Origin of the sequence: Piscibacillus salipiscarius JCM 13188 (assembly GCF_001311865.1) — a bacterium.
In the GTDB taxonomy this organism is placed as follows: domain Bacteria; phylum Bacillota; class Bacilli; order Bacillales; family Alkalibacillaceae; genus Piscibacillus; species Piscibacillus salipiscarius.
Genome location: NZ_BBCD01000032.1, coordinates 1 through 17,880 on the forward strand (window position 1 = coordinate 1; position 17,880 = coordinate 17,880).

Below are 17,880 nucleotides of genomic sequence, written 5' to 3' on the forward strand. Positions count from 1 at the left end.
TCAACAAATATATCATGGAAGGTAAACAAAAGTCAATAACTTTTTTAAATGAATTTTCAATTTAAAACCTTCCATATCTATCGGCAACAATTAATATATCACATTTTGATGTTAAAAGTCAATATTTTTGTTATCCGAATTTGTGTTGTCGTTTTAGGGCGACAAGTGACATCATAATACGAAATGTATTACTTCGTCAATAGCTAATTTAATATTTCTTAAGGCGCCGCTTCAAAAGCGACAAGATATATAATATTACGCACAAGCATATAAGTCAATAGTTTTTTCTATATTTTTTAATAAGAATCATACTTGTCGCTTACTGCAGGCATTTAAACAACTAACTTAAGCGATCACATCGCCTTTCCACTCTAGCATGCCGCCTTTTAAGTTATGAACGTTGTAGCCGTTTTCTTGTAAATATTGAGAGGCATTATAACTTCTGCGACCCGAACGGCATACCATGACGTACTCTTTATTTTGATCGAACTCATCTAAACGCTCAGGAATCGAACCAAGAACAACATGCTTAGCTCCTGGAATCATTCCTCCTGCTACTTCTTCGTCTTCACGTACGTCTACGACTTCATATTTCCCTGAATCAAGGTCTTGTTCTAATTGTTCTGGTGTGATTTCGCGAATTTCTTCACTCATCATGATTCTCCTCTCTATCTCTATGTATTTCCATCATATATAAGTTATTTTATCTATGTCAATTTAGACAATTGAAAAACGCCCCAAACGTTTGTCGTCTGAGGACGTTGATATAGTTTCTACTAATTATATTATTAGTTGGCTACAATGTTGACTAATTTTCCAGGAACAACGATGACTTTTCTAACCGTTTTTCCTTCGATCCATTCTTGGACGCGTTCATCTTTAAGAGCTAGTTCTTCTAGTTCATCTTTAGAAGCTTCTTTAGGTACTTCCGCACGTCCGCGAACTTTACCCATGACTTGAAGTACGATCTCCACAGTGTCTTCAACAAGTTTGGATTCATCATATGTTGGCCATTCTTCATAAGTAATCGTACCTTCATGCCCAAGCAGTGACCAAATCTCTTCAGCCATATGCGGTGCTACTGGTGATAGCATCTTGATAAAACCTTCTGCATATTCGCGTGGCAGAATTTCATTTTTATAACATTCATTTACAAAGACCATCATCTGTGAAATTCCAGTATTGAAATGAAGATTAGCAAAATCTTCGGTTACTTTCTTAACCGTTTCATGATAAACCTTCTCTAGATCGCTACTAGCTTCATCTTGGATGCGGGAAGATAGCTTATCATCTTCAACATATAGTCTCCACACACGATCAAGGAAACGGCGTGCCCCGTCAAGACCATTTGTACTCCACGCTACAGATGCATCGAGTGGTCCCATAAACATTTCATAAAGACGAAGTGTGTCTGCACCATGAGAATCTACGATATCATCAGGGTTTACAACGTTACCTTTTGATTTACTCATTTTTTCATTACCTTCACCAAGAATCATACCTTGGTTAAAGAGTTTTTGGAAAGGCTCTTTAGTTGGTACAACACCAAGGTCATAAAGAACTTGTGCCAGAAACGTGCATAAAGCAGGTGAAGGACGGCGTGTTCTGCTCCTCCAATGTAAAGGTCTACTGGTAGCCACTTTTTAAGTTTTTCTGGGTCTGCCAGCATGTCATCATTATCTGGGTCGATATAACGTAGGTAGTACCAACAGCTTCCTGCCCATTGTGGCATTGTGTTCGTTTCAAGGCGGCCCTTTTTACCTGTTTTAGGATCTGTGTACTCAAGCCACTCCGGAATGTTCGCAAGTGGTGATTCACCTGTACCAGACGGTTTAATTTGATCTGTTTCAGGTAGTTCTAATGGTAGCTCGCTTTCGTCAAGAGCTGACATCGTTCCATCTTCCCAGTGCACAATTGGAATTGGTTCGCCCCAATAACGCTGGCGGCTAAATAGCCAGTCGCGTAGACGATAAGTCGTTTTGCGAACACCGTGGCCATTTTCTTCAAACCAAGCGATTGCTTTTTCAATAGCTTCATTTTGTTAAGTCCATTTAAGAAGTCTGAGTTTACAAGCGTACCGTCTTCTGTGTAAGCTTCTTCATCGATATTTCCACCTGATACGACTTCGACAATTGGTAGTTCAAACTTCGTCGCAAATTCGTAGTCGCGTTCATCATGTGCTGGAACGGCCATAATAGCTCCTGTCCCGTAAGTCATAAGCACGTAGTCGGCAATCCAAATTGGCATCTTTTCACCATTAGCTGGATTTATAGCATAAGCGCCCGTGAACACGCCTGTTTTATCTTTTGCAAGATCGGTACGCTCGAGTTCACTTTTGGTTTGAACGTCATTCATATATTGATTGACCGCTTCACGCTGCTCATCCGTTGTAATGTCTTGAACAAGTGGATGTTCTGGTGACAGCACAGCATAGGTCGCACCAAAAATCGTATCTGGACGAGTCGTGAACGCTTTAAAGGTATGGCCTGTATCTGCGATTTGGAATGTGATTTCAGCGCCTTCTGATTTTCCAATCCAGTTGCGCTGCATATCTTTAAGGCTCTCAGGCCAGTCAAGTTCTTCAAGATCTTCAAGCAGGCGGTCCGCATACTCGGTGATTTTTAGCACCCACTGACGCATTGGCTTACGAACAACTGGATGCCCACCGCGTTCACTTTTACCATCGATGACTTCTTCATTTGCTAGAACTGTTCCTAGTGCTGGGCACCAGTTAACGGCGACTTCATCCATATAAGCGAGTCCTTTTTCGTACATTTTGACGAAAATCCACTGCGTCCACTTGTAGTAGTTTGGATCCGTCGTATTAATCTCACGGTCCCAGTCGTATGAAAAGCCAAGTGATTTAATTTGGCGTTTGAATGTCGCGATGTTTTGTTCAGTAAATTCAGCAGGGCTATTCCCTGTATCTATTGCATATTGTTCAGCTGGTAAGCCGAACGCATCCCAGCCCATTGGATGTAAAACTTCGTATCCTTGCATCCGCTTCATGCGGGATACAATGTCTGTTGCTGTGTAGCCTTCAGGGTGACCGACGTGAAGGCCTGCTCCTGATGGGTATGGGAACATGTCTAACGCATAAAATTTCGGTTTATCCGAATCGGCGTGGTTTTGAATGTTTTATTGTTTTCCCAATAGGTTTGCCATTTTTGTTCAATGCTTTGATGATCGAACGCCATATAAACTCCTCCTAAAATTTTAGATTCCACTTCTGAATATATAAGGCTGTTTTAGGTTTACTAACGGCGGACGCTTTCCGTGGGCACGGCTTCAACTTCCTAAAACTCACTACATTCGTTTTAGGGGATTTTCAGCTCGTGCTGTTCCCGCGACGAACTGGACGTTCTAGTGTCGGCGTTGGTCACAAATGCTACTTGCATTACCTCTTTGCTTAAGTTTGCGCCGAGTAATCGCAGGCGCAGGACGTGACCGCTTTTAGCCGACCCGGAGTCGCCGCCTTCGCTTACCATTTTAATTGAATAAAACAACCTAAACTAAAAAACTCCCACCCCAACCGTAGTTGGGACGAGAGTATTACCCGTGGTACCACCCAAATTAGTACAATAAAAGTACTCACTTGAAATCCTTAACGCGGATGAATCGGTCCATCTTACTTCGGTTCAGATGGTCAACTTCAAAGGCGAGTTCAAAAGTTGTAAGGATAGCTCGCACCAACCGCTACCTCTCTGAAAAGCTTACAGAGCTCTTTACTACTCCTTCATTAACGTCGGACTATTTTAATTTAATACATATTCTATGCAATGAACTGGTAAATGTCAACTTTTATTTTATATTATTAACCAATGTGTCATGATATTATAAGTATGAACTTTTATTAAAGGAAGAGATCAATGAAACAAATCATTCCATATGCGCACAGTTTATTAGAAGAAACTATTACAGAAGGCAATATTGTTGTTGACGCCACACTCGGAAATGGGCACGATAGTGTGTTCCTAAGTGGGCTCGTTGGAGAAAGCGGGCTTGTTTACTCTTTTGATGTTCAGGAGGAAGCGATCCGGCAGTCGGAAAAGCTTTTTGCCGAACACGATGTACATAATGTAACGACAATTTTTAACGGTCATGAAAAAGCTGGCGATGAACTCCATAAAAGACATGTAGATTCCATTGATGGATGCATTTTTAACCTAGGCTTTTTACCTGGCAGTGATAAGGCAGTCACGACTAGTAGTGAGACGACGATCCAAGCAATCGAGCAACTTTTCTCTATGCTAAAACCTATGCGGTATATTGTCATTGTGATATATCCTGGGCATGAGGAAGGTCAGGCTGAAAAAGATGCATTGCTAAATCACTTAAAAATCTTCCCTGCTAAAAAAGCGGATATCATTCGTTATCAATTGGTCAATCGAAGTGATCGGGCGCCATTTGTGGTTGCGATTCATAAAAAATAGGTAGGTCATCACTGCACAATTTGTACTTTTTCCGCTTCGGCTTGACCAGGATACGATGCATCCATTCCATCATATCTCACCCGAATATGATCACCTACATCATACTGAGAGCCCGAGTCCACTTCGAACCAAACAGCATCAGGTGGGTTCTCTACCTCTAATAAGGATGCTTCATTCATAGACGTTGCCTCATCTTTAGTCAACCCTGCTACGACAAGCACTCTAGAACCCTTAATCTCTATTATGTGACCATCAAACACGTTAGATTGATGAGGGTCTAATTCTTCATTTGTAATCTCTGAGCACGCTGGCAGGAACAACGCCAGTATGAACATAAGGCTACTAATTGTTTTCATAAATATCCTACCTTATGATTGTAGTAAGTATCTAGCACCTGAAAAGTTAAGTAACCGAGAGATTCCTTCAGGATGATAAGGCATTAACCGATCGCCTTCCTCTAAATCAACCCATTCTACTTTGAGAATATTTTTTCATTTGGAATGACCTCTGGAGTTTTTATAATTTCCCCTCTAAATGTAAAAAAAGTGAACATGGTTTCCATCCATAAAACGCCTCATTTATAGCAATGACTTCATGAACCTCAACGTCATAGCCTGTCTCTTCTTTAGCTTCTCTTATGGCTGCATCCGTTAACGTTTCTTCCTTTTCAACAGCCCCGCCTGGCAAGGACCAGGATTTGTTTCTGTTTAATACCATTAAAACTCTATTCGTTTCTTCATCAAATAATAGCGTATATGCAACGTCAACTCGCTTCATTTACACACTCCCCATTCATTGAAACATTTTTTACTCGCCTAACCCTTTCTTCTTCTTCCACTTTCGATATGCTCGTCCGTTCATAAAAATCATCTGAGCTTTCATCCCGCTATGGCGAAGAAGGTCTTTCCTATTCCGTTCGCCGTCATGAAGCTCATCTGCTTTCAGGTCCGATAAGTATAAGCCGACTAGCCCTGACACAATTAGCTGGTGGAAGTCAGAGTCAGGGAGTTTTTTTCGTCGACATCCTGCTGCCATCGATAAAAAATTTTAACCGTTCTATCGTTTTATGTTCGTCTTCATAGTAATGACAGAAATTCAAATCGCCTTCCTGTTCATCTTCATTCTGATCAATGTAGTAATCCAGTAAAATATGTAGCCCTTGCATGTAAGGAAAATAAGCCTTCATAACCTGTCCGCTATAATCGTAACCGTCTAGTGCATATGAAATGATAGAAAAAATGCCAATTGTCGAACCTGTCACAGCAGAAAACTCATTCCACAAAACAAATTCGTGCTCATTCTCTTCATCGTACCAACCTGTGAGCCTCGGCACGCGTTCATCGAGCTTGACGTGTTTATGAACTTGAAGATCGATATACAACTGTGCGAGTCGTCTGACAGCTGGGTAAACACGCTCATAATTCGGGATTTTTTGAACAACCTCCTGACAAGTATCAACTAATGAAGCTAAATAACCACCATCATCCTGATCTTCTCTAAGTTCGTAATAATTCGGATGTTCATTTACAGGTTCATTTAAAATGGCATTGAGCATCGAATCATGTAAACGTCTGAAGTCATCAGGATCCATCGATGTACTGCGGTCGCAAAGGTTGTCTAAATAATCACTGATGGTCTGATAAGCCACAATAAACTTGACCGCTTCTTTCCACCGACTCTTAGCCAAAGTTGCATAGATCGCCCCGCCTTCACAGTGAAAGGTTTTCGTATCAATGCTTGCTTTTGCCTGCTTGTTCAGTTCGTCATTTGGTACGCGTTCGGCAAAATTCTCCCAACGGTTTAAGTTGGTTCGAACTTCGGGAAAGATATGTCTGTAACATGTGAAAAGTAGTTTTGGCAACGTTTTCGGGACATTAACTGACAACGTAAATCCTCCTATACTGAATCTTCATTTAGGTGTTGATCTATAAATGAGATAACGTCTTTTAAAACCAACTCTCTCTCTGGTTCGTTTAAAATCTCGTGGTAAAGTTCTTCATAGATTTTAATAGATTTATCGGAGACATCGATTGAGTTAAACCACTCTTTAACCGCTTCAACATCGACTAAGTGATCATCCCCACCTTGAAGTAGAATCGTTGGAATGTCTGGGTATTTATGAATCTTTTTAAATGCGAGCGCAATAGCCCTTTCAAATTCATGATACCAACGAACGGATACTTTTCTTAAAAACAATGGATCTGACACATCATGGGCTTTATATCCTTCGTTACGTGTTGCCATATCTGATCTAACGCCCGTTTTAAAACGAATAGAAGGAGTTGCGACATTGAGTAATTTTGATGCAAAATAAACGGGTCTAGCTAAACCATTCTTCATCCCTAAAGCTGGTGAGGATAAGATAATACCATTTACATCGGTTTGATGCTGCTGAACCGTACGAATGGCCGTCAACCCGCCCATACTATGACCAAACAAAAAGACTGGAAAGTCATACTTTTTGGCTTCATCAATCCAAGATAAAACGGTTACGATATATTCAGTAAATGATCTGATATGTCCGCGTTTACCTTTGGTCGTCCCTTGACCAGGTAAATCACCAGCTACGACATGAAAACCGAAATGATTAAACCGGTCAAAGAGCCATTCATACCGCCCTGCATGCTCAAACGCACCGTGTACAGCAACAATTACTCCTTTTGGTTGATCAGCGTGTTTTACAATCATCACAACTCCCCCTATTTTCACAAAAATATCATTAATAACATATTAGCATAATTCACTAAAAGAATAACAACTTGATACTTTCAGCAATTTTATGAACAAAACTTGTCGAAATGTGTTCTTTATCCTAAGAATATGGTACTATATTTTAAAGGCAAACCTTATGAAAGTAAGGGACGCAAAGCCACGGGCCTACGGAATCTACTATGGTAGCCGGGTTGCAATCACTTCTAGTGTTTGCAAAATAGAAGGAGTGATTTAAATATGTATAAAATTTTAATCGTGGATGACTCAAAGTTTATCAGACAAAGCATCAAGAAGACTTTACATAATTCGTCAAAATATCAAGTTGTATCAGAAGCTTCGAATGGAATTGAAGCCTTATCCATCTACCGCAAGTTAAAGCCAGATGCGGTGACGTTAGACCTAACCATGGATCGGCTTGATGGTTTTAAAACATTATCATTAATGGTCAAACTGTATCCAAATGCGAAGGTTATCGTTTTTTCATCACTTTCAAGTAAGTTTAGTCAAACGGAATGCTTTAAGTTGGGAGCTAAAGATTTTATTGCGAAACCTAATTTTAATCTACTACCAAATGCACTCGAACAATATTTGAAGGACAAGCGGTATAACTAAAGGAGGCACACACCATGATCCTTCCTTATAAAGGACAATATCCAAAAATAGACGAAACAGCTTATATCTCAGATGATGTCGTCATTTCTGGTGATGTGACGATTGGAAAATATAGTAGTATTTGGTTCAAAACCGTCATTCGCGGAGATGTGTCGCCTACTTACATCGGCGATCACGTCAATATTCAAGATCAGTCGATGTTACACCAAAGTCCAAACCAACCGCTTATTTTAGAAGATGGCGTATCAGTGGGACACCAAGTGTTACTGCATTCAGCAATCATCAGAAAAAATGCGTTAATCGGGATGGGTACGACGATTTTAGACGGGGCTGAAATTGGCGAAAATGCTTTTATCGGTGCAGGAAGCCTTATCCCACCAGGTAAAAAGATTCCGCCTAATACACTTGCGTTCGGCCGCCCTGCCAAAGTCATTCGTGAGTTAAATGATGAAGATTATCAAGAATTAGAGCGCGTTAGAGAAACTTATATTGAAAAAGGACAAGTCTATAAAAAGCTACAAGACCAAGGAGATACACCATGACTAAAGCTGTCATTTTTGACATGGATGGGACGTTATTTCAAACAGATAAAATTCTAGAGCTTTCATTAGATCATACTTTTAACTTCTTAAGGTCTCAGAATAAATGGGTTAATGAAACGCCAATTGATCAGTACCGTAACATCATGGGCGTTCCATTGCCTAAAGTGTGGGAAACGTTATTACCTGATTTCACTATTCAAGAGCGTGATCAAGTAGATGCTTACTTTCTAGAACGGTTGATTGAGAACATTCAGCACGGTAATGGTGCACTTTATCCTAATGTTGAAGAAATTTTTTAAAGAATTAACCGATCAAAACGTTCGAATTTTCATTGCTAGTAATGGTCTAACGAAGTATCTTGCAGCAATTACGAACTATTACCAATTAAACCGATGGGTGTCTGAAGTTTTCAGTATTGAACAAATCGATTCTTTGAACAAAAGTGATTTAGTAAGTAGTATTGTTCAGAAATATGATATCTCGAAAGGTGCCGTAGTAGGTGACCGGTTGTCTGACATTCTAGCTGGGAATGACAATGGGTTAACGTCAATCGGATGCAGGTTCGATTTTGCTAGAGAAGATGAACTATCGAAGGCTGATTATGTGATTGATGATTTAGCGGAAATTAAATACATAGAGATCTGAAGGCGTTTGGGAACTGACCCAATCGCCTTAAATATTTTCAACGAAATGTTTTGTTTCTATAACATCCCACGCGGTCCATTTATATGTTTCATCTGCTCCGTATGATTATCTTGGTCAATTTCTTTAGTATTAGTTTTACTCCTTGCTCTCTTGTTATAATCAGGCTTTAGATTATGCTTCTTATGAAAGCGATCCACAATAAACGATATCACGTATAGACCACCAAAAACGACTAATAGAAACGTCCACAAAGTTAAAGCATTCAATGACGTTAATATAAATAAACAAGCAATAATCACGCATAATGTAATAACCACTGGTACCCAAGTTCTAGGCATACACATTCTCCTAAAGTATATTAATAATTGTTCAAAATACATTAATCTATGTTTCAAGATGCGACCTTCACTTATTTTCATGATTTCATAGACATAGCAAGTCGCATCGCTAGCCGCACAGGAATTGCGGGGTTTTCCATTTGATTGACATCTCCAATAAAAACATATCCTTTTCTGGATAGTAAAATGCTAGGGAACCTGTTGATCCAGAATGACCGATTAACTCACCTTTTCCCATAAAAAGTGTTGCAAGACCATCTAGTGGAATTTTCATATATCCCGCGCTGTAATGAATAGGAAGCATGGAAGCCTGTAATCTATTATTTACTTTAAGTTCATGAAAGATCGTGTGCCTTTATAAACACCATTAACTCACGAGCCGTTGAAACACCACCGCCACTTGCACGAATGCTTCTTAGTAATTTTGGGCGGTATAGGGCAGTATCTCTAAAGTAAACATATGGGATATAATCATCTTCACCTTTTGGTAGATAAGTATTTTCAAGTCCTAAAGGATCGAAAATTAATTCTTTAAATACGTCATCCAATGTTGAATTAGTAACTATTTCAACTATTCTTCCGAGGATTTCAAAATTTATATTTGCGTAATGAGCCCTTTTACCCGTTCCAGGTGCAAAGTGTGGTTTGATATCCTTCGTCTTTAATATAGTGTCATTAAAATTGGTCTGCACATCTTCATAAATTGCACGTTTTTTTCGACTCTTTACTACCCTCTTCAATGACATCTCTCAAACCACTTGTATGAAACAATAAGTTTGAGAGAGTAATTCTATTAGAATAGTCTCGACCTTTATAAACATGAAGATTCCTTAGTGTTTCCTCATCTAAATATCTTGCTATTTCATCATCAAGTTGAAGCTTCCCCTGCTCTCTCAATATAAAAATACAAGTGGTTGTGAAGAGCTTTGTGATACTAGCCATTAAGAGTGGCGTATCTACATTTTTACCACCATACCCAAAGCTGTATGATACATCTCCAGTAGAGTTTTCTACAAGAAGAACAAATTCATGTATTCGCTTTTTCTTTGTAACGTTGTCGAAAATTTTTTGGACCTTTGTTTTGGATATCCATATATATCCCTCCTCCCTTTCTAGTTCAACTTATGCCCATAAACGTACTATGCGAGTTCGCCTCAATGGTTTAAGTGAAATTCTTCGCTAGAAACATTAATTTTTTTAAAATAGAAAGAACAGAGCGAAAAACAACAAGAGCGTCCAAATATAAGAAATATGTACTGACTTATCATTTCGTTGCGTGAATTGATGCCTTTTATGTTCTATTGAAAAAATAAAAAGGAAAATCAAAAACAGAAAATAAATTAAAAATACATAAAGTAGTGATCGCCATTGTTCTACCCAAGCCATAACAGGCCCAACAGTTCCACCTATTAAAAATAAAATGACAGATAAAATTCCTACAGTAACACATATCTTTGGCATCTTAGCCAGATCGAATGGTTAAGTAAACTTTTTCTTTTTAGACTCAAACAAAAAAATGAGATAAAAACACGTTATGACTAAAGCCATAATAAGAAAAGTAACAAATGCAGAGTTTATAGCAGACCAACCGTTAGGTGAATGTTGAATAATTCTTATTTCATTTATATATTCTAAAAACCACATCTGAAAGAAAATTAAAAATAACATCAAGATTTGATATATTGTCCACTTTTTCATAATTACCTCCTATCTCATTAGATCTTGTAATCACAACAACAGTAGGATAATTATCTAATCCAATGACCTGGTCTCTCTAAATAACTTGGTAATTTAGTAGAACCATCACCAATCGCTGAATTGATTTGAGACTGCGTAAGAAAGAGAACATCCCTCAAGTCAGCACCACATAAATCTGCGTCTCTAAGGTCGGCACCAATAAAGTCAGATCCTCTCAAGTTACTATGACTTAAATTTGATGCAATCATTAGTTTCCCGCGGAAGTCTTCGCCTTGTAGATCTAACCCTTTTAAATTAGCTCCTAATAAATGTGATCTATCTTTCAATTTCCTTTTGTCTTTTTTACTCCAGTAAGCTCTATACATTTCACTTGACTCTACTAACAAATCGTTCACTTTACTTCTATGTGCCACGATATCTATTTTTATAATCTCATATGGTTTTTTATAGTAAGTTCAAATGTTTCATCATAAACCTTTTGCAAACGACTTTGGATCGATTGTGTTTCGACTAACGTAAGAGTTTGCTCTAGATACCAAAGCATCTCATGCAGTTGTTGAACAAGAGGAAATACAGTAAACATTTCTTCTGCACGTTCAGCATCTTCACGCCAATCTTTGCCATTATAAAGTGATTGTGAAACGTGTTGACCGGCTCCAAAACATTCATAAGAAACACAACCTTGAAAGCCCTTCTGCCTCAATTGGTCGTGTATCGCACACAAGTTATTTGAACATAAATGACGGCATGGATCTCCACCATTTTGTTAAATGGAAAGTCAGCAGATTTTCCATAAGGCAATGCTACACAACATAATCCAAAACAATTACTACAATCCGATTTAAAGTCAACAGACATTACTAGGCACTTCCCAAAAATAATATTTTAATTTATTTTACTTTCCCATTTTCTAAGTTTTTGACTGAGTAGTTTTTGTAACTCATCCTCATCACTAATTTGATAGAACAACGACAACGTAACGAGTAATACATCCACACATTCTTCTTTCACATCCTCCAGGTTTAAACCTTTATATCCGCTACCACTTGCTTCTTGATAGGATAGTACGGCTTGCGCTGTTTCACCCGCTTCTTCTGCCAATTTCAGTGCCATTTGTTCGATTGTCTTTGGTTCTCTTTGGCTTAATTGCTGAATCTCATTTAATAAGAGTTCCATATCACCACTCCTTAATCACTACCTAAATGTTAACACAATATTCCAAAAGAATATGATAAAATTTAAATTATTCTAGGAGGATCACCCGAGTAAGGAGTGAATGTATGACGTCAATTAGAATCATGATTTTGGTTTAAGCTTAATGATTTTCGGCTCAACTATTGTTGAAGGTACTTCTAGTCAGAACTTTTTTTATCATTATTGGATTTTTACTAAATATTATTGGGCTAATTGCAGCCATCCCGAATAATAGCTCAAATAAAAATGAGCATTGAGTTTGTTTCTTACTCAATGCTCATTTCCCTTATGATGACATCCTTTGTTGCGTAAAGCTTTGATCTTGAACGAGGTCTTCTTGTTTGTATACACCTTCTACAAAAATTTGGTGCCATAGCATAAACATTAAGACAGTCCAAATTTTTCTGCTGTAATCTAATTTTCCAGCGCAGTGTTGATCCAGTAAATTAAGGATGTACGTTTTATTTAACAAATGGTCTGTCTGGCTATCTATAATTAGATTGCGCGCCCAGTCATAGAGTTCATGTTTTAACCAATGACGGATGGGTACTGGAAATCCTAATTTTTTACGATTTAAGACGTGTTCTGGAACGATTCCTTGAACCGCTTCACGTAAAATGGATTTCGTCGTTCCGTTCGCAATCTTATAGTCAACTGGTATTTGGCTTGCGACGTTCATAACTTCTTTATCTAAAAATGGCACGCGTAATTCTAATGAATGAGCCATCGTCATTCGGTCGGCTTTTAGTAAGATATCTCCGCGCATCCAAGTATGCATATCGACATACTGCATTTGTGTGACAGGATGTTGATCTGCCACTTGTTCATATAAAGGCTCCGTAATTTTTGATATGGAAATGCGCTGTTGTAAGTTTTAAGTAATGAAGATTTTTCTGCTTCTTCAAACATTTTTGCGTTACCAATATATCGCTCGTTTAACGGTGTTGTTCCTCGCATTAAAAAGCTTTTGCCTTTAACCCCTTCAGGTAATACATTCGCGACTCTTCCAAGAAGATCTTTAGCTGGTTTAGGAATCGAGTTAAACACTTCAAGAGACTGTGGCTCCCTGTATATATTGTATCCGCCGAATAATTCATCTGCCCCTTCACCAGATAACACTACTGTTACGTGTTTACTAGCTTCGCGGCTAACAAAGTAAAGAGGTACACAGGCTGGGTCAGCTAGTGGATCATCAGCATGCCAAATAATTTTCGGTAGTCTTGATACGAATTCATCTGGAGTAATCGTATAAGAAATATTTTCTACACCTAATGCTTCAGCTGATTCTTTAGCTACCTCAACCTCTGAATACCCATTTCGTTCAAAACCAACAGAGAACGTCTTAAGACCAGGATTCACCTCTTTTGCGAGTGCGACCATGATCGTCGAATCAATACCTCCAGATAGGAATGAACCCACCGGAACGTCACTACGCATATGCTTATTCACAGAGTCTACTAATGAATCTTGAATATTAGAGATTAGCTTCTGTTTTTCCATGTTAACTGGTTTAAAATCAACTTGATAGTATTTATGAAAAACTGGCGTCTCACCTGGATTGAGCTTAAAATAATGACCAGGCTCAACTTTATAAACGTCTTTCGTTAACGTATAAGGTTCAGGCGCAAATTGAAAGCTTAGATAGTGCTGAAGACTTTCCACATTAAGTTCGTGGTCATCATTCATTAAACTAAGTAAGCATTTTTTCTCAGATGCAAAGTAAGTCCCTTCTGGTTTAGTTGAATAAAATAATGGTTTAATACCAAACGGGTCCCTTGCTCCAAACAGGACTTCTTCCTGCTTATCCCATATTAAAATTCCAAACATCCCTCTAAGCTTATTAAAGGCTTCCTCACGATGTTTAGAAAATAACGCTAAAATCACTTCTGAATCAGATTCGGTTGAAAACACGTAACCTTCTTCTATTAATTGTTCTCTTAATTCTACATAGTTATAAATCTCACCATTAAACACCATCCAATATCGCTCATCTTCATAGGATAATGGTTGGTGCCCACCTTCTAAATCAATGATACTTAATCTTCTAAAACCAAATGATACATACGAGTCAACATAATAACCTTCATCATCTGGTCCTCGATGAGTCATTAATTGATTTGCGCGCTTTAGCTTTTGTTTAAAAACGTCCTTCGGTTCACTAGGTACTTTATTTACTAGTCCAATAAAACCGCACACAGACAACACTTCCTTATAAAGTCATATTAAATTCATTATATAGACGTTTATAAGGTAAGTTTTGTCACAATATGCGTTAATTATTTATAAATTTTTTTAAATCTTCAACGCGGTCAGTATGTTCCCAAGTAAAATCTTCATCTGTTCGTCCAAAATGACCATAAGCTGCTGTCTTTTTATAGATTGGTCTTCTTAAGTCTAACATCTTAATGATTCCTGCTGGGCGAAGGTCAAAATGTTTCACGAATGGCTTCGACCATAACGGATTCTTTAACCTTACCCGTTCCAAATGTGTTCACTGAGATTGATACAGGCTGCGCAACACCAATAGCATAAGCTAGTTGAACTTCACACGCTTCTGCAAGACCCGCAGCTACAATGTTTTTCGCAACGTAACGTGCCGCATAAGCTGCTGAACGGTCTACTTTCGTTGCATCTTTACCACTAAATGCTCCGCCGCCATGTCGAGCATATCCGCCGTAAGTATCAACGATGATTTTACGTCCAGTTAAGCCAGCATCACCTTGAGGACCTCCAATGACGAATCGTCCTGTAGGGTTGATGAAGTATTTTGTGCCGTCGTCGATTAAGTGTTCTGGAACAACGGGACGAATGACATGTTCAATTAAATCATCATTAATTTGTTTAAGTTCAATTTCCGGATGGTGTTGTGTAGATATGACAATCGTATCCACTCGCTCTGGCCTGCCATCATCATCGTACTCAACAGTAACCTGAGTTTTCCCATCTGGACGTAAGTAATCAAGTTCGCCCGATTTTCTCACATCGCTAAGACGTTTTGAAATCTTATGTGATAATGAGATCGGTAGTGGCATTAATTCCTTTGTTTCATTTGTTGCATAACCGAACATGAGCCCCTGGTCTCCAGCTCCAATTGCTTCAATTTCTTCATCAGTCATACTGCCTTCGCGTTTTTCGTATGCTTCGTTGACACCTTGCGCAATATCTGCTGATTGTTCATCAATAGAAGTTAGCACGGCACAAGTTTCGGCATCAAACCCGTATTTGGCACGTGTATAACCAATTCCCTTAATCGTTTCTCTTACAATAGACGGGATGTCCACATATGTCGTGGTTGAGATTTCACCTGTCACTAGTACTAAACCTGTCGTAACTGTGGTCTCACATGCCACCCTCGCATTTGGATCTTCTTTTAAAATTTCATCTAAAATGGCATCCGAAATTTGGTCACAGATTTTGTCTGGATGCCCTTCCGTTACGGACTCGGAAGTAAATAGTCGACGTTGATGTGTCATATAATCGTTTCCTCCTCGATTAGATCTTCTTCAACGGCTCTCTTATTATGTGAAAAGCAACATTTTATCCGTTTACTTTTTATTCTAACCAAAACAAAGAAAAAACCTTTCCACTTTGCGAGGAAAGGTTCATCGTTCATGGCCTTTCACTCTTATCGTTCAAGGGACTACTTCCCCTGCATCAGGTTAGCACCTGTCACAACATGTGATGGTTGCTGAGTTTCATAGGGCCTGTTCCCTCCACTACTCTGGATAAGAGATATACCGTTCTGATTTATAATAACTTGAAACGCCCCGAGTGTCAATGGATATTGCCCCAACTTCACCTCGCTGCATAATTTATAAAATATAGTTTATTATTGCTTATATTTTAATGTTAAAAAACAGTTCACAAAACTATAACCTTATCACTATGACAGGCTTAAGTTTTAATTTATAATAAAGGACGTCAAAAAGAAATTTTGAAAAAATGTTTAATTAGTATGGTTTATTAAAATAAATGTGTTATACTATTAAACAAATAAACTTATAAAATGATAAATTTTGTATTGTAAAGGATGGTTAGGTGTGAAAACGATGAATGTTCAAGCGTCCGTATCCCAGCTTACTCAACATAAAAATAATCAGGCGAATTTGCCGATTGCCAGTTTAGTAGAACGTATTCTTTCTAGAGAAGAAGGTCTTCTAACATCACTGGTGCTGTGCGTGCTACGACTGGTAAATATACAGGTCGTTCGCCTAAAGATAAATTTATTGTCGAAGATGAAGAGACAAAAGATCAGGTGGATTGGGGTTCTGTTAACCAACCAATCAGTGAAGATATTTTCTTAAACCTTTTCAATAAAGTAACTGATTACTTATCTGAACAAGATGAAATTTTTACGTTTAATGGTTTTGCAGGTGCTGATGAGAAGTACCGTTTACCTATTCAGGTTGTGACTCAATTTGCATGGCATAACCTGTTTGCGAATCAGTTATTCATTAGACCTACTGAACAAGAACTAAGTGATCATAACGCAGAATTTACAGTTGTATCTGCGCCTCACTTCAAAGCAGACCCTGAAGTGGACGGCACGAATTCTGAAGCGTTTGTAATCGTATCATTCAAACATCGCATTGTACTAATTGGTGGTACAGAATATGCTGGTGAAATTAAGAAGTCCATCTTCTCTGTGATGAATTACATGCTACCAACGAAACAAGATGTGCTACCAATGCACTGCTCAGCAAACGTTGGTGCAGAAGGTGATGTTGCGTTATTCTTCGGCCTATCTGGTACAGGTAAAACAACGTTATCAGCTGATCCAAATCGTCGTCTAATTGGTGATGATGAGCATGCATGGTCACAAAACGGGATCTTCAACATCGAAGGTGGCTGTTATGCGAAATGCGTGAACCTATCTGAAGAGAAAGAACCTCAGATTTATAACGCAATTCGTTTCGGAGCTGTTTTAGAAAATGTTGTTGTTGATGAAGAGTCGCGCTTACCTGATTATGATGACACAAGCTTAACTGAAAATACGCGTGCAGCTTACGCGATTGACCATATTGATAATATATTGAACCTAGTATTGCTGGCCATCCAAATACAATCGTATTCTTAACAGCTGATGCATTCGGAGTATTACCTCCAATCAGTAAACTAACTAAAGAACAAGCGATGTACCATTTCTTAAGTGGTTATACGAGTAAATTAGCTGGTACCGAGCGTGGAGTAACAGAGCCTGAAGCTACATTCTCAGCATGCTTTGGTTCACCATTCTTACCTCTTCCTGCAGCTGAATATGCAAAAATGTTAGGTGAGAAAATTGATGAGCATGACGCTCAAGTATTCTTAGTTAACACTGGCTGGACTGGTGGTTCATATGGCGAAGGAAGCCGCATGAAATTAGGATACACACGTGCTATGGTTCAAGCGGCATTAGAGGGTGAGTTAAATAACGTTGAAAACGACTAAAGACGAATTCTTTGGTTTAGCCATCCCAACGCACTGTCCTGGTGTTCCAAGTGACGTGTTAAATCCTAAGAAGACTTGGAATGACAAAGACGCTTATGACCATAAGGCAAAAGAACTCGCAAGTAAGTTCCACGACAACTTTAAGAAATTCGACCACGTGACAGACGATATACGTCAAGCTGGTCCAACATATAAATAATATTTCTTGAGACGTTCCAACTTTGGAGCGTCTTTTTTATGTCAAAAGTTATATAGTTCGAGACACTAATTATTGTT

At 38.6% G+C, this 17,880-nt stretch carries 14 protein-coding genes, 6 pseudogenes, 2 riboswitches and 1 other annotated feature; of the genes and pseudogenes, 5 read left to right on the forward strand and 15 right to left on the reverse strand.

Features of this window, described 5'->3' with window-relative positions:
• Positions 1 to 345 precede the first annotated feature (345 nt).
• Entirely contained in the window at positions 346 to 654 is a 309-nt protein-coding gene (locus tag JCM13188_RS15825; protein WP_054754891.1) for a rhodanese-like domain-containing protein, read from the reverse strand.
• A 134-nt stretch (positions 655 to 788) separates the two neighbouring features.
• Positions 789 to 3,197 (reverse strand): annotated as a pseudogene (leuS, locus tag JCM13188_RS15830) (leucine--tRNA ligase).
• A gap of 339 nt (positions 3,198 to 3,536) precedes the next feature.
• Positions 3,537 to 3,752, reverse strand: a binding site (T-box leader).
• 117 nt (positions 3,753 to 3,869) lie between these two features.
• Here leuS and mnmM point away from each other — a divergent pair.
• On the forward strand, positions 3,870 to 4,433 hold the full coding sequence (gene mnmM / locus JCM13188_RS15835; protein WP_054754892.1) for a tRNA 5-(aminomethyl)-2-thiouridylate-methyltransferase MnmM: 564 nt from the start codon (positions 3,870 to 3,872) through the stop codon (positions 4,431 to 4,433).
• A gap of 8 nt (positions 4,434 to 4,441) precedes the next feature.
• Here the strand turns inward: mnmM and JCM13188_RS15840 are convergent, their stop codons facing one another.
• From JCM13188_RS15840 to JCM13188_RS15855, 5 genes are all read right to left on the reverse strand, one after another.
• Positions 4,442 to 4,789, reverse strand: coding sequence for a DUF3221 domain-containing protein (locus JCM13188_RS15840; RefSeq protein WP_054754893.1), 348 nt, complete (start codon positions 4,787 to 4,789; stop codon positions 4,442 to 4,444).
• 160 nt (positions 4,790 to 4,949) lie between these two features.
• Positions 4,950 to 5,210, reverse strand: coding sequence for an NUDIX hydrolase (locus JCM13188_RS19760; RefSeq protein WP_279401988.1), 261 nt, complete (start codon positions 5,208 to 5,210; stop codon positions 4,950 to 4,952).
• Positions 5,211 to 5,240: 30 nt separating this feature from the next.
• Positions 5,241 to 5,468 carry a DUF2600 family protein gene (locus JCM13188_RS19765; protein ID WP_279401989.1) on the reverse strand — a complete coding sequence of 76 codons (228 nt, stop codon included), beginning with the start codon at positions 5,466 to 5,468 and terminating at the stop codon, positions 5,241 to 5,243.
• Positions 5,434 to 6,318, reverse strand: a complete 885-nt coding sequence (locus tag JCM13188_RS15850) for a tetraprenyl-beta-curcumene synthase family protein (RefSeq protein ID WP_279401990.1) — start codon at positions 6,316 to 6,318, stop codon at positions 5,434 to 5,436. Before JCM13188_RS15850 ends, JCM13188_RS19765 begins: the two co-directional genes overlap by 35 nt.
• 11 nt (positions 6,319 to 6,329) lie before the next feature.
• Complete coding sequence (locus JCM13188_RS15855) at positions 6,330 to 7,121, reverse strand: alpha/beta hydrolase (protein WP_054754894.1); 792 nt, start codon at positions 7,119 to 7,121, stop codon at positions 6,330 to 6,332.
• 140 nt (positions 7,122 to 7,261) lie between these two features.
• A riboswitch (cyclic di-GMP riboswitch) is annotated at positions 7,262 to 7,344 on the forward strand.
• Positions 7,345 to 7,382: 38 nt separating this feature from the next.
• Here JCM13188_RS15855 and JCM13188_RS15860 point away from each other — a divergent pair.
• The 3 genes and pseudogenes from JCM13188_RS15860 to JCM13188_RS15870 all read left to right on the forward strand — a co-directional run bounded on the left by JCM13188_RS15860 (position 7,383) and on the right by JCM13188_RS15870 (position 8,944).
• On the forward strand, positions 7,383 to 7,757 hold the full coding sequence (locus JCM13188_RS15860) for a response regulator transcription factor (protein ID WP_054754895.1): 375 nt from the start codon (positions 7,383 to 7,385) through the stop codon (positions 7,755 to 7,757).
• 14 nt (positions 7,758 to 7,771) lie between these two features.
• Positions 7,772 to 8,299: a gamma carbonic anhydrase gene (locus JCM13188_RS15865; protein WP_054754896.1), complete on the forward strand. Its 528-nt coding sequence runs from the start codon at positions 7,772 to 7,774 to the stop codon at positions 8,297 to 8,299.
• Positions 8,296 to 8,944, forward strand: a pseudogene (locus JCM13188_RS15870) (HAD hydrolase-like protein). Before JCM13188_RS15865 ends, JCM13188_RS15870 begins: the two are co-directional and overlap by 4 nt.
• A gap of 56 nt (positions 8,945 to 9,000) precedes the next feature.
• Here JCM13188_RS15870 and JCM13188_RS15875 read toward each other — a convergent pair.
• The 8 genes and pseudogenes from JCM13188_RS15875 to metK form a co-directional block, all read right to left on the reverse strand.
• The gene (locus JCM13188_RS15875; protein ID WP_054754897.1) at positions 9,001 to 9,282 is read right to left on the reverse strand and encodes a hypothetical protein; all 282 of its coding nucleotides are present in this window, start codon (positions 9,280 to 9,282) and stop codon (positions 9,001 to 9,003) included.
• A gap of 109 nt (positions 9,283 to 9,391) precedes the next feature.
• Positions 9,392 to 9,556, reverse strand: coding sequence for a hypothetical protein (locus JCM13188_RS15880; protein ID WP_279401991.1), 165 nt, complete (start codon positions 9,554 to 9,556; stop codon positions 9,392 to 9,394).
• 61 nt (positions 9,557 to 9,617) lie between these two features.
• The gene (locus JCM13188_RS15885) at positions 9,618 to 10,028 is read right to left on the reverse strand and encodes a serine hydrolase domain-containing protein (RefSeq protein ID WP_054754899.1); all 411 of its coding nucleotides are present in this window, start codon (positions 10,026 to 10,028) and stop codon (positions 9,618 to 9,620) included.
• A complete protein-coding gene (locus JCM13188_RS19770; RefSeq protein WP_279401992.1) occupies positions 9,979 to 10,224 on the reverse strand; it encodes a serine hydrolase in 246 nt (81 codons plus the stop codon). The genes JCM13188_RS15885 and JCM13188_RS19770 overlap by 50 nt, the downstream gene beginning before the upstream one ends.
• Positions 10,225 to 11,030: 806 nt before the next feature.
• Positions 11,031 to 11,838 (reverse strand): annotated as a pseudogene (locus JCM13188_RS15895) (pentapeptide repeat-containing protein).
• A gap of 27 nt (positions 11,839 to 11,865) precedes the next feature.
• Positions 11,866 to 12,156: a MazG-like family protein gene (locus tag JCM13188_RS15900; protein ID WP_054754901.1), complete on the reverse strand. Its 291-nt coding sequence runs from the start codon at positions 12,154 to 12,156 to the stop codon at positions 11,866 to 11,868.
• A gap of 304 nt (positions 12,157 to 12,460) precedes the next feature.
• Positions 12,461 to 14,370: pseudogene (gene asnB, locus JCM13188_RS15905) on the reverse strand (asparagine synthase (glutamine-hydrolyzing)).
• A gap of 76 nt (positions 14,371 to 14,446) precedes the next feature.
• Positions 14,447 to 15,647: pseudogene (gene metK, locus JCM13188_RS15910) on the reverse strand (methionine adenosyltransferase).
• Between the two features lie 149 nt (positions 15,648 to 15,796).
• Positions 15,797 to 15,906, reverse strand: a riboswitch (SAM riboswitch).
• 317 nt (positions 15,907 to 16,223) lie between these two features.
• Here metK and pckA point away from each other — a divergent pair.
• A pseudogene (gene pckA, locus JCM13188_RS15915) lies at positions 16,224 to 17,803 on the forward strand (phosphoenolpyruvate carboxykinase (ATP)).
• The last annotated feature ends 77 nt before the right edge of the window (positions 17,804 to 17,880 follow it).

Excerpts from the sequence above, each read along its gene's own strand:
- mnmM (WP_054754892.1), top strand. The coding sequence starts at position 3,870 with ATGAAACAAATCATTCCATATGCGCACAGTTTATTAGAAGAAACTATT.
- JCM13188_RS19760 (WP_279401988.1), bottom strand. The coding sequence starts at position 5,210 with ATGAAGCGAGTTGACGTTGCATATACGCTATTATTTGATGAAGAAACG.
- JCM13188_RS15875 (WP_054754897.1), bottom strand. The coding sequence starts at position 9,282 with ATGCCTAGAACTTGGGTACCAGTGGTTATTACATTATGCGTGATTATT.
- JCM13188_RS15865 (WP_054754896.1), top strand. The coding sequence starts at position 7,772 with ATGATCCTTCCTTATAAAGGACAATATCCAAAAATAGACGAAACAGCT.
- JCM13188_RS15855 (WP_054754894.1), bottom strand. The coding sequence starts at position 7,121 with ATGATTGTAAAACACGCTGATCAACCAAAAGGAGTAATTGTTGCTGTA.
- JCM13188_RS19765 (WP_279401989.1), bottom strand. The coding sequence starts at position 5,468 with ATGGCAGCAGGATGTCGACGAAAAAAACTCCCTGACTCTGACTTCCAC.
- JCM13188_RS19770 (WP_279401992.1), bottom strand. The coding sequence starts at position 10,224 with ATGGCTAGTATCACAAAGCTCTTCACAACCACTTGTATTTTTATATTG.
- JCM13188_RS15840 (WP_054754893.1), bottom strand. The coding sequence starts at position 4,789 with ATGAAAACAATTAGTAGCCTTATGTTCATACTGGCGTTGTTCCTGCCA.
- JCM13188_RS15880 (WP_279401991.1), bottom strand. The coding sequence starts at position 9,556 with ATGAAAATTCCACTAGATGGTCTTGCAACACTTTTTATGGGAAAAGGT.
- JCM13188_RS15885 (WP_054754899.1), bottom strand. The coding sequence starts at position 10,028 with ATGTCATTGAAGAGGGTAGTAAAGAGTCGAAAAAAACGTGCAATTTAT.
- JCM13188_RS15825 (WP_054754891.1), bottom strand. The coding sequence starts at position 654 with ATGAGTGAAGAAATTCGCGAAATCACACCAGAACAATTAGAACAAGAC.
- JCM13188_RS15860 (WP_054754895.1), top strand. The coding sequence starts at position 7,383 with ATGTATAAAATTTTAATCGTGGATGACTCAAAGTTTATCAGACAAAGC.
- JCM13188_RS15900 (WP_054754901.1), bottom strand. The coding sequence starts at position 12,156 with ATGGAACTCTTATTAAATGAGATTCAGCAATTAAGCCAAAGAGAACCA.